Origin of the sequence: Polaromonas sp., from assembly GCF_030682935.1 — a bacterium.
Classification (GTDB): domain Bacteria; phylum Pseudomonadota; class Gammaproteobacteria; order Burkholderiales; family Burkholderiaceae_C; genus Polaromonas.
On the sequence record NZ_JAUXNA010000058.1, the window covers coordinates 1 to 21,922 of the forward strand.

Genomic DNA, 21,922 nt, shown 5'->3' on the forward strand with positions numbered 1-21,922 from the left:
ATACAGGCGGCGGTCCAGGTGGATTTCGCAGTTGCCGGTGCCCTAGAATTCTTCAAAGATCACTTCGTCCATGCGGCTGCCGGTATCAATCAATGCGGTGCCGATGATGGTCAGGCTGCCGCCTTCTTCGATCTTGCGGGCCGCGCCAAAAAAGCGCTTGGGGCGTTGCAGTGCATTGGCGTCAACGCCGCCGCTCAGCACCTTGCCCGACGAGGGCAGCACGTTGTTGTAGGCGCGCGCCAGCCGGGTGATGGAGTCCAGCAAGATGACCACGTCCTTGCCGAGTTCGACCAGGCGCTTGGCGCGTTCGATCACCATTTCGGCCACATGCACGTGACGTGCGGCGGGTTCGTCAAACGTGGATGAAATCACCTCGGCACGCACGCTGCGCTGCATTTCGGTCACTTCTTCCGGGCGCTCATCGACCAGCAGCACCATCATGACCACTTCGGGATAGTTGGCGACGATGGCGTGGGCGATGTTTTGCATCATCACGGTCTTGCCGGACTTGGGTGGCGCCACCAAGAGGGCGCGCTGGCCCTTGCCGATGGGCGCAATGATGTCGATGATCCGGCTGGTCAGGTTTTCTTCGGCCTTGATGTCGCGCTCAAGCTTGAACTGCTCGCGGGGGAACAGCGGCGTCAAGTTTTCAAACATGACCTTGTGCTTGTTGTCTTCAGGCGGGCCGTCGTTGATCTTGTCGAGCTTGTTCAGCGCAAAGTAGCGCTCGCCATCTTTGGGCGTGCGCACTTCACCTTCAATCATGTCGCCGGTGTGCAGGTTGAAGCGGCGAATCTGGCTGGGGCTGATATAGATGTCGTCGGTGCTGGCGGTGTAGCTTGAGTCCGGCGCACGCAGAAAACCGAAGCCGTCGGGCAGCACTTCCAGCACGCCGTCAGCCACAATGGTTTCGCCGGTTTTTGCACGCTTTTTGATGATGGCAAACATCAATTCCTGCTTGCGCATGCGGCCGACATTTTCGATCTCAAGGGCTTCGGCCTGCTTGAGGACTTCAGACACATGCAGTGCCTTGAGTTCGTTTAAGTGCATGGAATTGCTCCTTGCGGAGTTCATTTGAAAAGACGGGGGGAGGTTTGAAAAGAAGCCGCAGAGAACAATGGCTTAAAAACCGGAAACTCGAACCGGCCGATGACAACCGGCTGGCGAGTAAAGTTAATTATGACAGGAAATAAAAACAGAAATTCAGGGCGTCCTGTGATCACCGCCCGGCAAGTGCTTCGGGTTTCGGTCTCAAGGAGGCGCCGGCGTGTGCTGAATGGGAAGCGGCCAGGCCGTGCTTCCTTTCAGCACAAGAACGTTCAGGCCAGTTGCTGGTCGATAAACGCGGTCAATTGTGATTTGCTCATGGCGCCCACTTTGGTCGCAGCCAGCTGGCCGTCCTTGAACAGCATCAGGGTAGGAATGCCGCGGATGCCGAATTTGGCAGGAATGTCACGGTTCTCGTCGACATTCATTTTTGCAATCTGCAACTTGCCATCGTAGCTGGTGGCTACTTCGTCCAGGATAGGGGCAATCATTTTGCAGGGGCCGCACCACTCCGCCCAGTAATCCACCAGAACCGGTTTGGTCGATTGCAGTACATCGGCTTCAAAAGTAGCATCGGTGGTGTGTTTGATCAGTTCGCTCGCCATGATGGCTCCTTTGGACTAGTTACGAATACGGCTAAAGTTTTCACGATTGTGGCAGAAAGCACGCTACTCTATCTGCCGCGCGACGGCTATCGCGCCTCGAGCCAGACTGCTGCCTCGTGTGTCCGGGCATATTCCCCGCTGTAAAACCTTTTCCCCTTCATGCCGCCTGCCTCTACACCCGAAGCGTCCTCAACCCTATCCGGCCTTTGTTGGCAACAGGCTATGGCCCAGCTGGCCCATGCGCTGCAGGTGCGAGGCGTTCACCCCGCCGAAGCCGTGGTGCTGCTGCCCTATGCCCAATTGATCCAGCAGGCGCGTCAGGCCTGGGCCGCGCAAGCCGGCGACACATTTTTCGTGCCGCGTTTTGAAACCACCATGAACTGGGCCAGCAGCCTGGGCGGCACGCTGGGCTTGTACACGCCTTCGGGCGACGATTTGCGCATGGATGTGGCGGTGGACATGCTGACGGCGGCTTCCTTGCTGGGGCGGTCCGGCCTGGCGAGTCAGCAGGACGCCCTGGCAGGGCGCCTGGTCGATGCGGCGTGGAGTCTGGGCCGGGTCGCTGCGGCGGTGTTGCCCGCCGAGCGCCAGGCGTGGAGCGAGCGCCTGGCAGAGGCGCTGGGCGTAGGTCTGGATTCGCCGGTGCTGGCGCTCGAGGCCGCGGTGGGGCGCATTGCGCTGGCCTGGGCTGCGGCTTCTTCTTATGCGTCTGACCGGTTGTTTCAAGTTCAGCCAGCGCTGTTTGCCGTGCTGGAAGGCTTTCAGGCCGAGCCGCTGGCGGAGGCGCTCAAGCTGCATTTTTGCGGGCGGGCTATTTCCCTGTCCTTTTACACACCGCCGCTTCAAGTGCTGCCCCCGGCCGCACCTGCTTCGCTGCACGCCGCGAAGGATGCCGAAGACGAGGCGGAGCGGGCCGCTGCGTGCGTGCTGGCGCATTTGGCGCAAGGGCACAGTCCCGTCGCGCTGATTGCGCAGGACCGGTTTTTAACGCGCCGCGTCAGCGCCATGCTGGAACGGCAAGGCATTGCCATGCGCGATGAAACCGGCTGGACGCTGTCGACCACCCGCGCCGCCGCCGGCCTGATGGGTTTGCTGCGCGCCATGCCCTGGGACGCCTCCAGCGACGCCGTAATCGACTGGCTGAAAAACGTGCCCGCGTTCACAGTCAATGCGGTGACGACCCTGGAGGCCGCGTTACGCAAAGCCGGCGTGCGCGCCTGGCGCGAACTGCCCGCTGCGCCGATTTCCCCGCTGTCCCCGTTTGCCGGCAGCCAGGCCCTGATGGAGTCTGTGAGCGCCCTGCGCGCAGGCTTTGTCCGCGCCCGTCCCCTGAGCGAGTGGTTGCTTGATTTACGTGCTGCTTTGCGCGCTGCCGGGCAGTGGCAAGCGCTGGCGCTGGACGAGGCAGGCCAGACGGTGCTGGACGTGCTGCGTCTGCATGATGGGGCCGAGGTCGAGTTTGAAACCGCGCCCGGCATGACGCTGCGCGAGTTCACCAGCTGGATCAACCAGACGCTGGAAGCCGAAAATTTCTCGCCTGCACACCCGCCCGCCGAACAGGTGGTGATTTTGCCGCTGCAGCAATTGCTGGGCCGGCCCATGCAGGCGGTGGTGTTTCCCGGCTGCGACGAAATCCGCCTGCCGGTGTCCCCGGAGCCGCCGGGCCAGTGGACGCCCAGCCAGCGCGCCTTGCTCGGCCTGCCTTCGCGGGACGCGCTCGCCGGCGCGGCGCGCCAGGCTTGGGGCTACGCGCTGCAGGCGCCCAAGCTGGACTTGCTGTGGCGCACCAGCGAGTCCGGCGAGCACCTGATGCCCAGCGGTTTTGTGCAGGAACTGCTGCTGGACCACGCGCTGCCCCTGGCGCCAGACGCGCGCCAGACGCGCGCCGTGGCGGCCCAACCTACGCCGCAGCCGCAGCCCAGCGGCGAGGCATTGCCCCTGGCCAAGCTGTCCGCCAGCGCTTATGAAGACCTGCGGCGCTGCCCCTACCGCTTTTTTGCGCTGCGCCAGCTCAAGCTGCAAGAGCCCGACGAACTGGAAAGCGAACTGGGCAAGCGCGATTTCGGCAATTGGCTGCACAGCTTGCTGGGTTACTTTCATGACGCCTTAAAAGAGACGCCGGCGCCCGAAATGACTGCGCGCGTAGCCATGATTAACCTGGCGGCCGGGCAGGCCACGCAGGCGCTGGGCCTGAGCGACAGCGAGTTTTTGCCGTTTGCCGCGGCCTGGCCCGGCGTGCGCGACGGCTACCTGGCGTGGCTGGCCGGGCATGAGGCCACCGGTGCCATTTTTGACGCGGCGGAAACCTGGCGCGAGATATCCCTGGGCGCGCTCACGCTGGTGGGCAAGCTCGACCGTATTGACCGCGATGCCAACGGCCAGACGCTGCTGATCGACTACAAAACCGAGCCGCGCAGCACCACGGCAGAGCGCATCAAGGGCGGGCAGGAAGACACGCAACTGGCGTTTTACGCCGCCCTGATGCCCGACGACACGCTGGCAGCCGCCTATGTCAACCTGGGCGAAAAAGAGCCGACCCGAACCTACGAGCAGCCCGACATCGTGGCGCTGCGCGATGCGTTGATCGACAGCATCCTGAGCGATATGACGCGCATCAGCGAGGGCGCGGCGTTGCCGGCCCTGGGCGAAGGCAAGGCCTGCGACTATTGCGCGGCCCGCGGCTTGTGCCGCAAAGACTTCTGGACTGCTGTGTGAACGAGTTAAAAAACATGCGAATTCCGCAGACCGCCGCCTACGAATGCAACGGCGAACCGGTTTCGGCCGACGCGTTTTACGCCATCGCCTGCGACCCGCGCCGCAGCGTGGCGGTGGAAGCCTGTGCCGGTGCGGGAAAAACCTGGATGCTGGTGTCGCGCATCGTGCGCGCCCTGCTCGACGGCGCGGGCAGCCACCCGGACACGCAGGTTCGCCCCCATGAAATCCTGGCCATCACCTTCACCAAAAAAGCCGCCGGTGAAATGCGCGAACGCCTGGACGAATGGCTTAAAGCCTTTGCGCACGCCGATGATGCAACGCTGCTGCGCGAGCTGCAGATGCGCGGTGTGACTGAAAATTCAAGCCAAAAAGGCCTGCAGCCCAATCAGGCTGTGCGCAAGCAGCTATCAAATTTATACCGCTCCATGTTGCTCAGCGGGCGTTCGGTGCAGATACGCACCTTTCACAGCTGGTTTGCCGCCTTGCTGCGTAGCGCGCCGGTGGCGGTGTTGCAGCGGTTGGGACTGCCCGTCAATTATGAGCTGCTGGAAGACGACGCGTCGGCCCGGGCGCTGGTCTGGCGGCGCTTTTACGCGGTAGTGGTCGCCAATGCCTCGCTTAAAACCGACTTTGAAGCGGTGGTGCTGCTGCACGGCCGATTTCAAACCGACAAGGCCCTGCAAACCGCGCTGGACAAGCGAACCGAATTCGCGCTGGCCGATGAAAAAGGCGTGGTCGATGCCTCGGTGCAGCCGTTTGGCGAGCAGTTTCCCGAGTTTTTTGGGATGAACGCGCCCGAGGATTGCTTGAGTGCCATCCCTTCCAACCACCAGTTGCTGTTGGACGCTGCCAAGGCCTTGGGCCGCGCCAGCGCGCCCACTTTCTCTGCCAAAGGTATGGAACTGGAGCAGGCCCTGACGGCGCAAAACCTGCCCGCCGTGTTCGCTGCGTTGCTGACTGAAAAAGGCACGCCGCGCAAATTTGGCGAAAAAATCGTCGGTATTGCGTGCGTGCGGCAAGCTCAAGAACTGGTGCTGCGCGTGGCGGCAGCCCGCCAGCAGCATGAAGCGTGGGGTTACCAGCAACGCATGGCGCGCCTGAGCCGTGCGCTGATTGCCCAGTTCACCCAGCTCAAGCGCGAGCGCGGCTGGGTTGACATGAACGATGTCGAGCGGGCCGCGCTGGTCATGCTCAGCGACACGGTGCTGTCGGGTTGGGTGCAGGAGCGGCTGGATGCGCGCATCAAGCATTTGATGATTGACGAGTTTCAGGACACCAACCCGCTGCAGTGGCAGGCGCTTTCATCGTGGCTCACGGGTTATTCAGGGGCCGGGGCGGCGCCCAGCGTGTTTCTGGTGGGCGACCCCAAGCAAAGCATTTACCGGTTTCGGCGCGCCGAGCCGCAGGTATTTCGCGCCGCCCAAGCCTTTGTGGTGAACGGTCTGGGCGGCGATTTGCTGAGCTGCGACCACACCCGCCGCAACGCCCTGGCCGTGATTGCCACCGTCAACGCCGCCATGGGCCAGGCGCGCGCGGCAGACGGCTATGACGGCTTTCGGGACCACACCACCGACTCCGGCAAAGCTGGCACCACGGCCCGCTTGCCACCCATTGCACGCGAGCAGAACTCTGACGTGGATGACGCCGTGCTGGCGAGCGGCTGGCGGGACAGTTTGACCACGCCGCGCGAGCTGCCTGAGGAAACCCTGCGCACACGGGAAGCGCGCCAGGCCGCCGCGTGGATTGCTGCGCAGATCGCCAGCGGCCTCAAGCCGCAAGACGTGATGGTGCTGTCGCGCAAGCGCGCCGGCTTGCTGCCGCTGCAGGAAGAATTGCGGGCGCTACACATTGCGGCGCAAATTGGCGAAAAAACTGACCTGATCGACTGCTGCGAAGTGCTGGACCTGGTGGCGCTGCTGGATGTGCTGGTGTCGCCGCAGCACGACTTGTCGCTGGCGAGAGCCCTGCGTTCGCCGTTGTTTGGCCTCGCCAATGCCAGTCTGGTGCAACTGGCCTTGCTGCAACGCGAGTTCAAGGCGCCATGGTTTGAATTGCTACAAAAAACAGAGCTGCTTGCGCCCGAAATGCAAGGGCTGGCGGCTATTTTGACCCGGTGGAAGGGCTGGCTCGACGGGCTGCCGCCGCATGACGCGCTGCAAAGCATTTATGCCGACGGCGATGTGCTGGCCCGCTTTGCGGCCGCCGCACCCGCGGCCCGGCGCAGCACGGTGCTGGCCAATTTGCGCGCGCTGCTCGGGGTAGCGCTGGCGCTGGATGGCGGGCGCTACGCCACGCCCTACGGCTTTGTCCGCGCGCTCAAGGCTGGCGGCACGCTGGCGCCGGTCGCCGTCAATGGCGAGGCGGTTCGCCTGCTGACCATTCACGGCGCCAAAGGCCTCGAAGCCGAGGCCGTGCTGCTGCTGGACACCGACACCGTGGAGCGCAACGCCGACAGCATGAGCGTGCTGATCGACTGGCCCGGCGAGGCCGCCGAACCTCGTAAATTTGTCTTCCTGGTCAGCGAAACGCGGCCCCCGGCCTGCGCCGAGGCCGCGCTGGCCAGCGAGCAAGCCGCCCGCAAGCGCGAAGAGCTCAATGCGCTGTATGTGGCCATGACACGCGCTAGAGGCACGCTGGTGATTTCGTCGATTGAGCCGCACCGGGCCACCACCGACAGCTGGTGGCAGCGCTTGCAGGGACTGGTGCCGCCGCTTGCATCAAGTCCGGGCCGCGCCTCCTTGGCATCACCCTCAACCCCGCTGCAAAGCGATATTTTTCAGTTGCAAGTGCTTCCCTGTCTTCCCAAAACGCCCGCACTTGCTGCGCTGGCCGAAGCGCGTGAAGACGAAGACGCCGCCAGCGCCCGCATCGGCAAAGCCATGCACCGCCTGCTGGAGTGGGGCGGCGCGGTTTCTTCGCCGCAGGTGACGGCGGTGGCGCGCGAGTTTCGCCTCAGCCCGGCGCAAGCCGCGCAGGCAGCCGCCCTGGCGCAGCGCATTCTGACCGGGGAGGGCGCGTGGGCCTGGCGTCCGGACGCAGTGGCCTGGCAGGGCAACGAGGTGGATCTGGTTTATCAGGGCCAGCCGTTGCGACTGGACCGCCTGGTGCAGCGCAAAGATGCTGGCTTTGAGGGGCAGTGGTGGGTGCTTGACTACAAATCAGCGCCTGAACCCGAACGGCAGCCCGCGCTGGTGGCGCAACTGCAGGCCTACCGGGCCGCCGTGCAGCTGATTTACCCCGGCGCACCGGTCAACGCCGCTTTTCTGACAGGGCAGGGCACGGTGGTGGAAGTTTGCTGAGCCTGGCCGGGTGGGCGCCGCCCATACTGCGACTGCAATAATCGGAGATTCCTTCAAATGGGCTTTGGCGCCCATTAGGCTGAAGATTTAAAGACTTTTGCACTGCAGTCCAATACTCACGGGCGTAAGTAGCTATCAAATAATGAGTATTTACGGCCTGGACTGACGTTCAGGTTAGGGCTTGAGCGCTTATTTCGACCTTACATTGCACACTTTGTGCCGACGGATACCTCCTTGAACAATCCAATTTCCCTTGTTAAACCCCTACGCGTCGCCGTCATAGGCGGTGGCCCGGCCGGCCTGATGGCCGCTGAAGTGCTGGCCAGCGCGGGTCCCGCCGTGGCGGTGCAGGTCTACGACGCCATGCCTTCGGTGGGCCGCAAGTTCTTGCTGGCCGGCAAGGGTGGGCTGAACCTGACCCATTCCGAGCCGCCAGAGGTTTTTTTGAGGCGTTACGGTCCGCACAGCGCCCAGCTGCAGCCGCTGATCAGCGCTTTTGGCCCGACCGAACTGCGGGCCTGGGCCGAATCCCTGGGCGTGGAAACCTTTGTCGGCAGCTCGGGCCTGGTGTTTCCCAAGGACATGAAAGCCGCGCCGCTGCTTCGCGCCTGGCTGCACCGCTTGCGCAATTCGGGCGTGAAGTTTTTCATGCGGCATCGCTGGCTGGGTTGGGCCGAGGATGGGTCGCTGAAATTTTCGACGCCCGCCGGGCACGTGCAGGTAGAGGCTGACGCCGTGGTGCTGGCGCTGGGGGGCGGCAGCTGGGCGCGTTTGGGGTCGGATGGCGCCTGGGTGCCGCTGCTGGCCGGGCGCGGCGTGGCGGTGGCGCCGCTGCAGCCATCCAACTGCGGTTTTGACGTGGCCGCGCGGCCTGACAGTCCTGCCCAGGTGGCGGCCGCCGTGGCCGACCCTGGCGAGACACGCCGCGAGTTTTTAATGGAGCTGATCGGCAAAAGTCCGGTGCCGCAAGTGGGCTGGACCACGCACTTTGCCAGCCGCTTCTCGGGCCAGCCCTTCAAGTCGGTCGCCATCCATTTCACCGATTCGCAGGGGCGCAGCTTCAGCCGCAAAGGGGAGTTTGTGGCCACGGCCACGGGCGTCGAAGGCAGCCTGATCTACGCCGTTTCGCCCTTGCTGCGCGATGAGATTGCGGCCCATGGCAGCGCCACCTTTTTGCTCGATTTGCTGCCCGACAAGTCGCCCGAGCAGGTATTGGTGGAGGTGCGCCACCCGCGCGGCTCGCGTTCGCTGTCGAGCCACCTCAAAAGCCGCCTGAACCTTGACGGCATCAAGGCCGCCATGCTGTACGAGTTGCTGGGCAAAGACGCCATTGCCGATCCGGTCCAACTGGCCGCAGGCATCAAGGCCTTGCCGGTGCGCGTGCTGGCCGCCCGGCCGATCGATGAAGCCATCAGCAGCGCGGGCGGCGTGATGTTTGAGGCGATGGATGCGCAGCTGCGCCTCAAAATGCCGGAGGCTGCCGGGCAGCCCGTATTTTGTGCGGGTGAAATGCTCGACTGGGAAGCGCCCACAGGCGGCTACCTGCTCACCGCGTGCCTGGCCAGCGGCCGTGCTGCCGGGCACGGTGTTATGAGTCATTTCGGCCTATAGCCCAATAAGCACGGGCGAAAACAGCTATGAAATTAGTAGTAATTAAATCTTTCCTGCAGCAGTTAATACAAGGAGCCTGCCATGATCGTGCGTTTTCACATTGACCCGATTGAACAGGGTCTGTATGAATACCGTGTCAGCTACGAAGGCGAAGCGCTTTACGGCGACGTCGGCCTGGGCAGCCTGGAGGAATGCATCGTGGCAGCCACCGAGGGTTTGGGCAGCGATGCGGTAGCCGCCGAAGTGGCCTACAAGGACGTGATCAGTGGCACCTATGCCCTGGCGTCGCTGGCGTTGATGTCTGCGCAGATTGCCGATCATGCGCTGCAGACGACGATGGCCATTGAAGAAGTTTGTCAGTAGGCTCGGACTGGTGCTGGAGGGTCGATTTCTTCTTACAAGCAGCGTATATTCGAAACTATCTATATAGACTCGACATATTGCCGATACGGAGAATTTACAAATGGTCAAGCGCGCAAATCAGAAGACTGCGGATGCGATAGTCGAGCCCGATCAGGTCTTTGAGCTGGCGGCCGAAGTCTTTCGTGTCATGTCGGCACCCATGCGTCTGAAGATTATCAGCAGCCTGTGCAATCGCGAAAAAAACGTGAGTGAGCTGCTCGGCGAAATCAAAACCACCCAGCCCAATATGTCGCAGCATCTGAACACGCTGTACCAGGCGGGCGTTTTGGGAAAGCGCCGCGAAGGGGTGCAAATTCACTACCGCATCATTGACGAACGCGTGGCCAGCCTGTGCCGCGCCGTCTGCACGCAGATCGCGATTGAGGGTGAGTTCACAGACAGCTAAATCCGTGCTGACCCGGTTTGCTCCGGGTTACTACCGTAACGACAGCGCGACGGCGGCCGTAGCATTCAGCAATTCAACATAAGGAGTTGCTCATGAAGCGTTTTATTTTTTTATTCGCCGGTTTGCTGGCTGCTTCATTGGCGTGGGGGCAGGTCAAGGTGGTCTACCACCTCAACGAGGGAATTCCGCAGGCCTCGCGGGCCATGGACAATATTCGCAATCACTTGGCAGCTGACCCGGCCGCCAAGATTGTGGTCGTGACGCACGGTGCCGGCATCGACTTCCTGCTTGACGGCGCAACCAACCAGATGGGCCAGTCGTTTGTGGGTGCCATTGGTGAACTGTCCGGCCGCGGGGTCAAATTCCTGGTGTGCAACAACACGCTGGTTGCGCGCAAGATACCCAAAGAACAGGTGGCCATGGAGGCGCAGATTGTCCCGTCCGGCGTGGCTGAAGTTGCCAGGCTGCAGGCCAAGGAAGGCTTTGTGTATTTGCGTCCTTGATGTGCGGTGTGCTTTTCTGAAAAAAAAATAAAAGAAGATGACGCCATGAAGTGGCGCCCTTTATAGCTGGCCGGTGCGCTGGTTGGTTTTTCAGGCGGGGCGCAAGCCCAGGCCCTGGGCCCCCTGCAGGTGCGCAGCCTTGCCGCACGTGCGCCTGCTGCCATGGCGAGGCCGCGCCTGGCCGGCTAGTTCGCAAACTACACCGCGGGCCAGTTCAAGCAGTTCAACCAGTTTAACCAGCGTGAACGCACCAACGACAACGCGGTCATGCATTCCATCGCCAGCAAGATGACAGCCCTGGAGATGGCGGCGGTGGCCGAATACCTCTGCGGCGTCAGGTCGCCCGGGCCACGGGCTGAAGGCTGGCGCTGGCGGGTTCGCGGGCCGGCCGGTTGTCCAGCAACCGGTCCATCAGGCCGGCGCCACCCCACATCCCCAGCAGGCTCATCCAGGCGGTCAGCGCAAAGATGGCGCCGCCCGTCATGCCCGCGCCAACAGCGCAGCCCCCTGCCAGCATCGAGCCAAAGCCCATCAGGATGGCACCCGCAATATAACGGGTCATGCTGTAGCCATCCTTGAACCCTTCCAGCTTGAGGTCACGTCCCAGCCAGGCCCCGATGAATGACCCTGCGAAAACGCCAGGCAGCAAGCCGAAGTTGAAACCGATGGCTGGCGCAGGCGAAGACAGCACGCGCATCAACCACTCCGCCGACGGACCGCTGAAGGTCAGGCCCTGTACCTGGACGTCCTGAAACGAGTGGCTCGACACCACATAACTGAACCACCAGGCGGCCGCTACCGCCAGACCGGTACCGATGCCACCCACCCACATCCACACATTGCGCTTCGGGCTGCGCCAGGAAAAATAGAAGGCCGCACCCAACCAGATCAAACCCGCTGTCAGACCGCCCCAGGGGCCCACGCCGGTGATGGCCAGCAGGTCTCGGGATGGCCCGCCGTCCACCGTCCACCAACTGCTGATGGTGGCGCGCAAAGGGGCCAATACGCCCGACAGCGATGCCTGCGCCGTGACGGCAAAGATCAAGCCCGCCAGCAGTGCGCGCAGGTTGCCGTTGGCCGACAGCACCAGCAGGCGACTGGCGCAGCCACGCGTCATGATCATGCCGGCGCCGAACAGCAGTCCACCTATCAATGCGCCGGACAGGCTTCCGCGGATGGCGATTTGACGGGCCGTGCTGATGTCCAGGCTCTGCGTGAGCAAAAGCACCTGTACCGTTACCACGGCAGTTGCAAATGCGAGCAGCCAGACCGACAGCTTTTCGCCGAAGGTACGGTGCCAAAACTCGATGACTGCCGCACGCAGGCAAAAGCGCGAGCGTTGGGCAAAAAAGCCAAATAGCGCGCCTATGACCGCACCGCCCACGGCCAACACCGCACCATCGCCATAGCGTTCCAGAATAGTTGCCAGATTCACAGCATTCCCCAATAATTCAGTAAGAGCTTATATTAATGGTAGGCTCCACTTGCCGTTCGGATATTGATCGCCGTCAAGTTTTACAGTACCCCAAAGCATTTTGAAAAAATAACATTCTTGATTACCCAAGGAGACATGATGAATTTCTTTTTGACGCTGCCATTTCTTCGGCGTGCGCGATGTTACGCACTTGCCGGGCTGGCGGCCACGTGGATCACGGTGCCGGTGCTCGCACAGTCCCCTGCGCCGTCGGATACCAAGGCTGGCCCGATTGCCGGGGCGCCGGCCCCGGACATGGTGGCGCAGCGGGTATCGCCCTCGGCGTGGTACGTTGAGGGACTTTCGGCGCTAGGGTCTGGTGCCAACCAGAACTTCATTTCGAACGCGGCCTTTGTGGTGACAGCGACCGGCGTGGTGGTGATTGATGCGCTGGGCTCGCCCGCTCTGGCCGAGCGCCTGATGGCTGAAATTCGCAAGGTCACGCCGCTTCCCATTACGCATGTGATCGTCACCCACTACCACGCAGACCATATCTATGGCCTGCAGGCCTTCAAGGCGCAGGGCGCACGCATCGTGGCGCACCGGGCTGCCCTTGAATACCTGAATTCTGATATTGCGCGCCTGAGGCTTGATGCGTCGCGTCAGGATCTGGCTCCGTGGATCGATGACAAGACGCGATTGGTGCCTGCCGACGAGTGGATCGACGGTCCCAAGGAACTCACCATTGGCGGCGTGCGTTTCATGCTGCAGCCCGTCGGTCCGTCGCACACGCCGGAGGACTTGGTGATTTATATGCCGCACGAAAAGGTGCTGTTCGCGGGCGACCTGGTCTTTCGCAGCCGCATTCCCTTTGTCGGCCAGGCCGACAGCGGCCACTGGATCAAGGCGATGGAAACCCTGCTTGCCTTTGAGGCGTCGGTGGTCGTACCGGGCCATGGGCCGCTGTCGGCCGAGGCGCGCAAAGACATGGAGCTGACGCGCAACTACCTGATTTACCTGCGCACCACCATGGGCCAGGCTGCAAAGAACATGGAGCCTTTTGAGGATGCCTACCGGGCCGCCGACTGGACCCAGTTCGAGCACCTTCCGTTGTTTCGCGTGGCCAACCGCATGAATGCCTATAACACCTATTTGCTGATGGAAAGGGAGGCACCTTGATGCGGACACTGAACGGACTAGGGCGCCGAGAGTTGTTGCTGGCCTCTGCTTGCCTTGCCGCATGCGCTGCACAGCCTGCCTGGGCAGCAGGCGCCGTGCTGCCGGCCCCGGACTCCTTGGCGGATGAACTGGCGCAAGCCCTCAAAATCGGTCAGCCCCTGGTGGTGATGGTCAGCCTGGATGGTTGTCCTTTCTGCCGGGTGGCGCGGAACGGTTACCTTGGACCCTTGCGTCAGCAGGACGGTGTTCCCGTGGTTCAGATCAATATGCGTAGCGCCGCACCCGTGCGTGATTTCAAACGTGCGTCAGTGACGCATGACCAGCTGGCGCGGACCTGGAACGTCAAGGTGGCCCCCACGGTTCTTTTCTTTGGCCCCGGCGGGAAAGAGGTTGCAGAGCGCCTTGAAGGCGGCTACATCGAAGATTTTTATGGCGCCTACCTGGCGCAACGACTTCAGCAGGCGCGCGCCGCAATCAAGGCCTGAGAGGCCCCGTGGTCCCAAGACAAAGCAATAGATCCCATGAACGTACTGAATCGAATTCCCTTGCTCTGGCTGGCCGTGATCGCTGGCTGGCTGGCGGTGGCGCCCGTGTGGCCCGAACCGCACTTGATGGAGAAACTCCGGATGCTGTTTGCGGGTACGCTGGAGCGACCGCTGGACGTATTTGACCTGCTGCTTCACGCAAGTCCTTTGCTGTTGCTGGTCTGGCGCGTGCTGCGCTGGTATCGCATGCGCAAGATCCACCCATGATCCCCGGCAAAACTGAATCCGCCTCGAAGGGCGCATCCGATTGCCGCAGCTGCTCCATTCGGGACATGGTTCTGTTTGCCGACCTCAACGAAGCGGATTTTGCACGGATTCATGCGCCTATCGACGACCTGGAGTTACGCGCTGGCACCCCGCTGTTCCAGGAAGGCGCGTCGGCCATGGGTATTTTTACCTTGCGCGCTGGCAGGATCAAGCTCATGCGCAGTACCTCGGACGGCCGCCAGCGGATCGTCCGGGTGTTGCGGCCCGGCGACGTGGCCGGCATGGAAGCGCTGGTCGTCTCCCGCTACAACACCGATGCAGTGGCGTTGACCGATGCGTCGGTGTGCCGGATTCCCTTGTCGGTCATCCATACGTTGGGGGCCAGCTCGCCGCGCTTGCAGCAGCGTCTGATGGAGAAATGGCACCATGCGCTCAAGGACGCTGACGACTGGCTGGCCGATCTGAATTTCGGCTCGGCCCGTCAGCGCGTTTGCAACTTCGTGCTCAAAATGCGGAGTGCGACGGACGGTCAGGTCGTCACGCTATTTGCACGCGAAGACATGGGGTCGATGTTGAACCTGAAGCTGGAAACGGTCAGCCGCGAGGTGAGTGCGCTGGTTCGGGAAGGCGCACTCAAGCCGCTGGACAAGCAAGGCCGTGCTTACCGCATTCTGAACCTGAGCCCTCTGCTGGCGGCGTGAAGACGGCCTGACCGCATATGTCTTGCATCAACATAGGCATCTCAATATACTACTAGGGGTATATAACCCATGGAGGCTGATTCGCATGTTGATTTCTACCGAATTTACCGCTCGTAAAGTCAGGCCTTTCTGGCCTCCGCTGGCTGCGGGCCTTGCGTTGGGGCTGGTCTTGTTGTTGACGTTTGTGCTCACGGGGCACGGCTTGGGCGCCACAGGTGCCAGCACCCGCATGACGGCCTGGCTGGGCCTGGTTGTGGCGCCTGCGGCAACGCAAGCCAATAGCTACCTGGGTCCCTTGGTGGAGGGCGGAAATCCCCTGGCGTCATGGATCAGTTGGCAGGTGCTTGGTGTGGCCATCGGCGCGCTGGTTGCTGCATTTTTGGGCGGTCGCTTTCGGGTTCAGCTTGATGGTGTTCGCAGCGTCGGTGCGCCGCGCCGCCTGCTTGCGGCCCTGGGCGGCGGCTTGCTGGCAGGATTTGGGGCTCGTGTGGCGGCAGGCTGCACCAGCGGCTTGGGTCTTTCGGGGGGGGCGACCCTGGGGGTGGCTGCTTTTGTGTTTCTGGGCCTGTTCTTCGCAACGGGCCTGATCGTCAGCCGACTGGTCAAGGGGATCTGAGATGTTTCCGTTCAATGATGCTGGCATGATTTCGGGCTTGGTGTGTGGTTTTTTGTTCGGTTTCGTTCTTGAGAACGCCGGCTTCGGTAGCCCCTGCAAGCTCACCGCGCAGTTCCAGTTGCGTGACTGGTCGGTGTTCAAGGTGATGTTCACCGCCATTGTGGTCACCGCGCTGGGTTTATTCGGCTTGCGGGCTGCAGGCCTGATGCAGGCGGATGCCGTGTTTGTGCCCGCGGCACTTCTGATGGCCGCTGCAGTGGGCGGTGCCTTCGTGGGCGCGGGCTTTGCGATTGGTGGCTATTGCCCCGGCACCTCGGTGGTCGGGCTGTTCTCGGGCCGTCTGGATGCGCTGGTTTTCCTGGTGGGGCTGCTGCTGGGGACCGTGGTGTTTGCAGGGCTTTACGGTCCGGCCATTGAGGCGATCATGGCAATGGGTGAAGTGCAAGCTGGGGATACCTTCACGGATGCCTATGGCATTCCTGAAGTGGCCATGCTGGCCCTGCTGATGGTGGCGCTGGTTGCTGTGTTTTATTTTGGCTCCTGGTTCGAACGGCGTTCTGCCGGCCCCGTGACATCCGAGCAAGCGGTCGCAGGTGCTGGTTCCCAAACCCAGGTTTGATATTTCAACCCATGACTGCAGGAAGTACTCCGATGAAAAAGCAATCTCCTTCGCGCCGCACACTGGCCGAAACCCTGTCTGCCCTGATGCTGGCCACCGCGCTGGTGGCGCCAGCGCCTGCGGTACTGGCGGCCGATGCACCGGCCACCACGGCCAAGGACAGCAAAAAGGTCGACAACCCTTGCGGCCCCAGCAATCCCTGTGGTCCAGCCAAGAAAAAGAAGAAAAAAAGCTCGGACAATCCTTGCGCGCCAAGCAATCCCTGCGCACCCAAGAAGTAATCTGAACGCTTGACGCACCCGCGTGATGGCCGCCGTTTCTGAGCCGCTGCTGCACGCTGCGCATGAAGCGTTGGGCATACCGCTGCGGTACGCGCAAGCCGGCAGCAGCCTGGCGCGTGCCGCCATGGCCGGCGCAGAGCGCTGCATTGAACTGGCGCATTACCCGCGCCAGGATGTGATTGATATTGCCCACGGCACCCGGTTTTACTATCACGCCCATGGCTCGCGCCGTAGCCCAGGCAACGAGCACGGTCACTTTCACCTGTTTGCCCAAGGCAGCCAGCCAGACGATTACACGCATTTGGCGGGCATTTCCCTGGATGCTCAGGGCCAGCCGATCCGCCTGTTCACCACCAACCGGTGGGTCACGGGCGAAACCTGGCGCCAGGCCATTGAGGTGGAGCAGGCCCTGGCCCGCTTTGCTGTCCAGACCCGGGGCCGCATGGCCCCGGTGGCGCGCTGGCTGACGGCCCTGGTGCACCTGTACACCCCGCAACTGGTGCGGCTGGTGCGGCGCCGCGATGCGGTGATGGCCCGGCGAAGCGCCCGCCAGGGCTGGGAAGCCCTGTGCGAAGACCGGCGGCTGGACGTGGTGACTGAATGCCGCATTTCGCTGACCCAACGAATTCAACAACTCGGCTGCTGAAGCAGTCCAACTACCCAGGAGAAGACGATGAGACAAGTGCTTGCACAAGTGACGGCTGCCGCGGTGACCGCATTCGGACTGCTGACCGCGCATGCGGGTGTCCTTCCGGGCCCGCTGGTCAATGCCCAGTGGCTGGCCGATAACCTGGACAAGGTGCAGGTCGTCGAAGTGCGGTCCAACGTGAAGTCCTTTACTGAAAAGCCGGAGTTTGAAACCGATGCCAAATCCGGTAAAAAGGTGCTGGCAGAGGTGGGGGGGCACATTCCGAACGCCCGGCTGATCGACATGAAAACCATGCGAACCGAGCGCAGCTATGGTGACCTCAAAGTCAAGTACATGATTCCCGAAAAGGCCGCCTTCGAGAAAACCATTCAGGCCGCTGGCATTGATGCCGGTAAACCCATCGTGTTTGTACCCGTGGGTGTGGATGCCACGGACGTGGACGATGCCTTGCGCGTCTATTGGCAGTTCAAGGTCTACGGTGAAGACGACATGGCCGTGCTTGATGGCGGCATGGCCACCTGGCTCATTGAGAACCGTGAGCACAGCACCGCCGCTGTAACGGCCCGTGCAGGCACCTGGGTCGCCAAGGCCGATCGCAGTGCGCAATATTTTGCAAGCTCGGAAGACGTTGCGAAAGCCATCAAGGATAAAAGCGCCTCGCTGATTGATTCGCGTGATGCCAGGCAATTCAATGGCTTGGGTAAACGGGACTATGTCTATGCCTACGGTCATCTGGAAGGCGCCAAGCTCTACGGGTCTGACCTGATGCTCAACGCCTCGGGCGGGGCGGTCAAGTTCATGGCGCCCAACACCTACAAGGCGCTGATGTCAGCCCAGGGCATTGATGCCGCAGCACCGGTTATCACCTATTGCAACAGCGGTCACCTGTCGTCCGGGCCATGGTTTGTAGCCTCCGAAATTCTGGGCAACAAGTCTGCCCGGCTGTATGACGGCTCGCTGCATCAGTGGACACTGGAAAAGCGCCCGTTGGTCGGTGCTGTACCCCTGAAGTAAGGCGTTGAGGCCCGCGATTTGAATTTCGGCTTTTTCTGAGTCGTTGGTTCATCTCCGTGGGTCTGACGAAGCCGGGGCCAGCGTCGTTGTCACGCCGTTAATGATGGATGACAACGCTGACCTCTGGCGAGAGCACTCGAATAGCGCGTGCTCCCAATAATTAGTAAAACCCCTGATCCAGAACGCTTCGAGAGCGCAGTCGTGCATGGAGCTTGCGCGACTGCGGCTGCCAGTCTTTCGCCTGAATGCTCGCTTATTAATAGCTGCTTGTTTAGTGTCGTAGAGGGCTAGAGCCTGTTTTTATTAATTATTTAGTGAGGCTTACAAAAAGGCCGGTCAGCTTTTCGGGCAGTTGCTCCACCCGGTCTACCACGGTGGCATGGTGGCATGGTGGCATGGTGGCCAAAGATACGGGTGAAATCATCGGTGGTGGGGACATTGATCCATGTGAAATCTCCGGTTTTTTAAGGGTGGGAAGCCAGCGATGGGTTGAACCATAGGCAAGCTTATTCATAATTAAAATTTAAATAAATTGTCTGTGGAGTCGGTTTTTTCTGATGAATTGAGGCCGGTCACAATCAGGTCGTCCATTTCTTCATTCGCCCCTCAACCCAAGGAAGCTCGTCATGCCGCGTGTTGTTTTCAATCAAAAAGGGGGGGTGGGCAAGTCCACCATCACCTGCAACCTGGCCGCCATCAGTGCCAGCCAGGGTCTGCGCACCCTCGTCATTGACCTGGACCCGCAGGGCAACTCCAGTGCTTATTTGATGGGCGGCAAAGCCGCTGAAGGCCAGCCCACCGTGGCGGGTTTTTTTGAAAACACGCTCAGCTACAGCCTGCGCAGCGTGGCGCCCAGCGAATTCATCGTGGCCACGCCGCACGAAGGCCTGGACCTGATGCATTCCAGCCCCGCGCTGGACGAGATGCAGGCCAAGCTCGAATCGCGTCACAAAATCTACAAGCTGCGCGAAGCCCTGGCGCAACTGGCCCAGGACTACGACCGCATTTACATCGATACGCCGCCCGCGCTGAACTTCTACACCCGCTCGGCGCTGATTGCCGCGCGCGGCTGCCTGATTCCGTTTGACTGCGATGATTTTTCACGCAAGGCGCTCTACACCCTGCTGGAAAACGTGCAGGAAATCCAGGCCGACCACAATGCCGAGCTGGTGGTCGAAGGCATCGTGGTCAACCAGTTCCAGCCCCGGGCCAACCTGCCCCAGCGCATGGTCAATGAACTGATTGCGGAAGGCTTGCCGGTGCTGCAGCCTTATCTGCCTTCGTCCATCAAGATCCGCGAATCCCATGAGCAGTCACTGCCCATGATTTACCTGGATCCCGGGCACAAGCTGACGCAGGCATTTGTGGCTTTGCATGGCGTGTTGGCGCGTTGATATTGATGCGCAGCCTGACGACCGGGCCACCGCCAGTGCCTTGTCCGCATTGGAAGGTCATCCGCTTCTTGCAGCGGCCCGGGGCCCGCTGTGCCACGATGACCGTCCCCGGCAATCGCTCCTGTTACAAGGGCTGGACGGTTCGCCATGCATGGAAGTCGGGGGGGCCGCCTGAGCACGGTCAGGAGGTGGGCGCTGTCGATGAGGGACGATGCTCGAACAACCAGGCCTTGAACGCGGTGGCAGCCGCCGAGAGTTTCTTTCCCTTTGGGTAAACCACATACCAGTGCCGGATCAGGGGGAAACCTTGCGCCTCCAGTAGCACCAGTTCCTTGAGTGCCAGCTCTGACACCACGGTGGTGGCCGACAGTACCGCCAGCCCCAGGCCGCCGGCCACCGTTTGTTTGATGGCCTCGTTGCTTCCGACCTCCAGCCGGTTCTTGAGTGTGATACCGTGCTCTGCAAAAAACCGTTCGACGGAGAGCCGCGTGCCCGAACCGGGCTCGCGCAAGATGAAGGACTCGTTCGCCAGGCGTTGCGGCGCCACGCTGGGTTGCCCTACCAGCGGGTGCGTTGGCGGGGCCACCAGTACCAGCGGGTTTTCTGCGAAGTCTTCACTCACCACGTCCAGTTGTTGGGGCGGTTGACCCATGATGTAGAGGTCGTCCTGGTTGCTGGCCAGGCGCTGCAGCAGGGTTTCGCGATTGCCAACAAACATGGCGACCTCGATGCCCGGGTGTGCAGCGCAAAATCCCCCTAGCAGCTTGGGGACGGTGTATTTCACAGTGGTCAAAATGGCGATCTTCAGGCTGCCTTTTTCGACGCCGCGCAGGGCTGCCAGGTCTTGCGACAGGCGCTCCATGCGGCTCTCGATGTCCTGGCAGGCATCGGCCAGTGCGCGCCCGGCAGCAGTGAGAAAAATCTTTTTGCCCAGTTGCTCAAACAGCGGCTGCCCGACGGTTTCTGCCAGCTGTTTGACCTGTAGCGACAGGGTAGGCGGCGACAAATGCAACTCCTCGGCGGCCCGGGCAAAGCTGCTGTGGCGGGCGACAGCCAGAAAGATGCGCAACTGGTGCAGGGTCGCGTGACGTAAGTGCATAAAAAGTAAATGGTTTATAAAAATCTATCATTATGGTTAAAACATTTTACTTTTATATATCTTGTGCCGGGGCAACAATCCTCATCAGTTCAGAGCAAAGCCACCCCAAATTGGCGCGCTTTGAGCACCAAAGTGATGATTTTTACCACCCTGACAAGGAGACAGCATGGCAAAAGCCTACAACGCTGGCGTGAAAGAATACCGCCAGACTTACTGGACCCCGGAATACACCCCGCTCGCGACCGACATTCTGGCCGTATTCAAGATCACGCCCCAGGCGGGCGTGAGCCGTGAGGAAGTTGCCGCCGCCGTGGCCGCCGAATCGTCCACCGGCACCTGGACCACGGTGTGGACCGATTTGTTGACCGACCTGGACTACTACAAGGGTCGCGCCTACAAGATCGAGGACGTACCCGGTGACGACACCTGTTTCTACGCTTTCGTGGCTTACCCGATCGACCTGTTCGAAGAGGGCTCTATCGTCAACGTGCTGACCTCGCTGGTAGGCAACGTGTTCGGCTTCAAGGCGCTGCGCGCCCTGCGTCTGGAAGACATTCGCTTCCCCATTGCCTACGTCAAGACCTGTGGTGGCCCGCCCCACGGCATCCAGGTTGAGCGCGACATTATGAACAAATATGGTCGCCCGTTGCTGGGTTGCACCATCAAGCCCAAGCTCGGTCTGTCGGCGAAGAACTACGGTCGCGCCTGCTATGAAGGTCTGCGTGGCGGTTTGGACTTCACCAAAGATGACGAGAACGTCAACAGCCAACCGTTTATGCGTTGGAAGCAGCGTTTTGACTTTGTGCAGGAAGCCATTGAAAAAGCTGAGCGCGAAACCGGCGAGCGTAAAGGCCACTACCTGAACGTCACGGCGCCTACACCAGAAGAGATGTACAAGCGCGCCGAGTACGCCAAGGAAATCGGCTCGCCGATCATCATGCACGACTACCTGACCGGTGGTTTCACTGCCAACACGGGCTTGGCCAACTGGTGCCGTAACAACGGTATGTTGCTGCACATTCACCGCGCCATGCACGCCGTGCTCGACCGTAACCCGCACCACGGTATTCACTTCCGTGTGTTGACCAAGTGCTTGCGTCTGTCGGGTGGCGATCACCTGCACTCCGGCACCGTGGTGGGCAAGCTTGAAGGCGACCGCGAAGCCACCCTGGGCTGGATTGACATCATGCGCGACAAGTTCATCAAGGAAGACCGTTCGCGCGGCATCTTCTTTGACCAGGACTTTGGCTCCATGCCGGGTGTCATGCCGGTGGCCTCGGGCGGTATTCACGTCTGGCACATGCCTGCACTGGTCAACATCTTCGGCGATGACTCCGTGCTGCAGTTCGGCGGCGGCACACTCGGCCACCCATGGGGCAATGCGGCTGGCGCTGCGGCAAACCGCGTGGCGGTTGAAGCCTGCGTCAAAGCACGCAACGAAGGCGTAGAAGTAGAGAAAGAAGGCAAAACCGTGTTGATGGATGCAGCCAAGCACTCGCCCGAACTCAAGATCGCCATGGAGACATGGAAAGAGATCAAGTTCGAATTCGACACCGTCGACAAGCTCGACGTTGCCCACAAGTAAACAGAAATCTCGGGGTGGTTTTTTGCGAATT

At 61.3% G+C, this 21,922-nt stretch carries 21 protein-coding genes and 1 pseudogene; 17 read left to right on the forward strand and 5 right to left on the reverse strand.

Going from position 1 to position 21,922, the window contains the following annotated elements; all coding sequences use genetic code 11:
* Positions 1-45 precede the first annotated feature (45 nt).
* Positions 46-1,050 (reverse strand): annotated as a pseudogene (rho, locus tag Q8K05_RS02055) (transcription termination factor Rho); the annotation flags it as partial.
* 269 nt (positions 1,051-1,319) lie between these two features.
* The gene (trxA, locus tag Q8K05_RS02060) at positions 1,320-1,652 is read right to left on the reverse strand and encodes a thioredoxin TrxA (RefSeq protein ID WP_305244881.1); all 333 of its coding nucleotides are present in this window, start codon (positions 1,650-1,652) and stop codon (positions 1,320-1,322) included.
* A gap of 222 nt (positions 1,653-1,874) precedes the next feature.
* Here trxA and Q8K05_RS02065 point away from each other — a divergent pair, with 222 nt between their 5' ends.
* From Q8K05_RS02065 to Q8K05_RS02090, 6 genes are all read left to right on the forward strand, one after another.
* Complete coding sequence (locus Q8K05_RS02065; protein ID WP_370868755.1) at positions 1,875-4,367, forward strand: PD-(D/E)XK nuclease family protein; 2,493 nt, start codon at positions 1,875-1,877, stop codon at positions 4,365-4,367.
* A gap of 14 nt (positions 4,368-4,381) precedes the next feature.
* Entirely contained in the window at positions 4,382-7,666 is a 3,285-nt protein-coding gene (locus tag Q8K05_RS02070) for an exodeoxyribonuclease V subunit beta (RefSeq protein ID WP_305244906.1), read from the forward strand.
* Positions 7,667-7,900: 234 nt separating this feature from the next.
* Positions 7,901-9,277, forward strand: a complete 1,377-nt coding sequence (locus Q8K05_RS02075; RefSeq protein WP_305244883.1) for a TIGR03862 family flavoprotein — start codon at positions 7,901-7,903, stop codon at positions 9,275-9,277.
* A gap of 81 nt (positions 9,278-9,358) precedes the next feature.
* Positions 9,359-9,640 (forward strand): hypothetical protein, encoded by a 282-nt coding sequence (locus Q8K05_RS02080; protein WP_305244884.1) that lies wholly within the window; start codon positions 9,359-9,361, stop codon positions 9,638-9,640.
* A gap of 100 nt (positions 9,641-9,740) precedes the next feature.
* Positions 9,741-10,085, forward strand: coding sequence for a metalloregulator ArsR/SmtB family transcription factor (locus Q8K05_RS02085; protein WP_305244885.1), 345 nt, complete (start codon positions 9,741-9,743; stop codon positions 10,083-10,085).
* A gap of 92 nt (positions 10,086-10,177) precedes the next feature.
* On the forward strand, positions 10,178-10,588 hold the full coding sequence (locus Q8K05_RS02090; RefSeq protein ID WP_305244886.1) for a DsrE family protein: 411 nt from the start codon (positions 10,178-10,180) through the stop codon (positions 10,586-10,588).
* Positions 10,589-10,922: 334 nt separating this feature from the next.
* Here Q8K05_RS02090 and Q8K05_RS02095 read toward each other — a convergent pair whose 3' ends face one another.
* The gene (locus tag Q8K05_RS02095; RefSeq protein ID WP_305244887.1) at positions 10,923-12,023 is read right to left on the reverse strand and encodes a YeeE/YedE family protein; all 1,101 of its coding nucleotides are present in this window, start codon (positions 12,021-12,023) and stop codon (positions 10,923-10,925) included.
* 138 nt (positions 12,024-12,161) lie between these two features.
* Here Q8K05_RS02095 and Q8K05_RS02100 point away from each other — a divergent pair, with 138 nt between their 5' ends.
* The 9 genes from Q8K05_RS02100 to Q8K05_RS02140 all read left to right on the forward strand — a co-directional run bounded on the left by Q8K05_RS02100 (position 12,162) and on the right by Q8K05_RS02140 (position 17,813).
* On the forward strand, positions 12,162-13,181 hold the full coding sequence (locus Q8K05_RS02100; RefSeq protein ID WP_305244888.1) for an MBL fold metallo-hydrolase: 1,020 nt from the start codon (positions 12,162-12,164) through the stop codon (positions 13,179-13,181).
* Between the two features lie 95 nt (positions 13,182-13,276).
* The gene (locus Q8K05_RS02105; protein WP_305244889.1) at positions 13,277-13,666 is read left to right on the forward strand and encodes a thioredoxin fold domain-containing protein; all 390 of its coding nucleotides are present in this window, start codon (positions 13,277-13,279) and stop codon (positions 13,664-13,666) included.
* A 36-nt stretch (positions 13,667-13,702) separates the two neighbouring features.
* Entirely contained in the window at positions 13,703-13,933 is a 231-nt protein-coding gene (locus tag Q8K05_RS02110; RefSeq protein ID WP_305244890.1) for a hypothetical protein, read from the forward strand.
* A complete protein-coding gene (locus Q8K05_RS02115) occupies positions 13,930-14,634 on the forward strand; it encodes a Crp/Fnr family transcriptional regulator (protein WP_305244891.1) in 705 nt (234 codons plus the stop codon). The genes Q8K05_RS02110 and Q8K05_RS02115 overlap by 4 nt, the downstream gene beginning before the upstream one ends.
* A gap of 85 nt (positions 14,635-14,719) precedes the next feature.
* Positions 14,720-15,250 carry a YeeE/YedE thiosulfate transporter family protein gene (locus tag Q8K05_RS02120; RefSeq protein WP_305244892.1) on the forward strand — a complete coding sequence of 177 codons (531 nt, stop codon included), beginning with the start codon at positions 14,720-14,722 and terminating at the stop codon, positions 15,248-15,250.
* 1 nt (position 15,251) lies between these two features.
* Positions 15,252-15,869 (forward strand): DUF6691 family protein, encoded by a 618-nt coding sequence (locus tag Q8K05_RS02125; RefSeq protein ID WP_305244893.1) that lies wholly within the window; start codon positions 15,252-15,254, stop codon positions 15,867-15,869.
* 32 nt (positions 15,870-15,901) lie between these two features.
* Positions 15,902-16,150, forward strand: coding sequence for a hypothetical protein (locus tag Q8K05_RS02130; protein ID WP_305244894.1), 249 nt, complete (start codon positions 15,902-15,904; stop codon positions 16,148-16,150).
* 25 nt (positions 16,151-16,175) lie between these two features.
* Complete coding sequence (locus tag Q8K05_RS02135) at positions 16,176-16,796, forward strand: hypothetical protein (protein ID WP_305244895.1); 621 nt, start codon at positions 16,176-16,178, stop codon at positions 16,794-16,796.
* Between the two features lie 27 nt (positions 16,797-16,823).
* Positions 16,824-17,813 carry a sulfurtransferase gene (locus tag Q8K05_RS02140; RefSeq protein ID WP_305244896.1) on the forward strand — a complete coding sequence of 330 codons (990 nt, stop codon included), beginning with the start codon at positions 16,824-16,826 and terminating at the stop codon, positions 17,811-17,813.
* A gap of 307 nt (positions 17,814-18,120) precedes the next feature.
* Here the strand turns inward: Q8K05_RS02140 and Q8K05_RS02145 are convergent, their stop codons facing one another.
* Entirely contained in the window at positions 18,121-18,327 is a 207-nt protein-coding gene (locus Q8K05_RS02145; RefSeq protein WP_305244897.1) for a hypothetical protein, read from the reverse strand.
* A gap of 112 nt (positions 18,328-18,439) precedes the next feature.
* Between Q8K05_RS02145 and Q8K05_RS02150 the strand changes: the two genes are divergently transcribed.
* Positions 18,440-19,207 (forward strand): ParA family protein, encoded by a 768-nt coding sequence (locus Q8K05_RS02150; protein WP_305244898.1) that lies wholly within the window; start codon positions 18,440-18,442, stop codon positions 19,205-19,207.
* 181 nt (positions 19,208-19,388) lie between these two features.
* On the opposite strand, the gene Q8K05_RS02155 is transcribed toward Q8K05_RS02150, so the two are convergent.
* Entirely contained in the window at positions 19,389-20,306 is a 918-nt protein-coding gene (locus tag Q8K05_RS02155; RefSeq protein WP_305244899.1) for a LysR family transcriptional regulator, read from the reverse strand.
* A gap of 166 nt (positions 20,307-20,472) precedes the next feature.
* Here Q8K05_RS02155 and Q8K05_RS02160 point away from each other — a divergent pair, with 166 nt between their 5' ends.
* Positions 20,473-21,891, forward strand: coding sequence for a form I ribulose bisphosphate carboxylase large subunit (locus Q8K05_RS02160; RefSeq protein ID WP_305244900.1), 1,419 nt, complete (start codon positions 20,473-20,475; stop codon positions 21,889-21,891).
* The last annotated feature ends 31 nt before the right edge of the window (positions 21,892-21,922 follow it).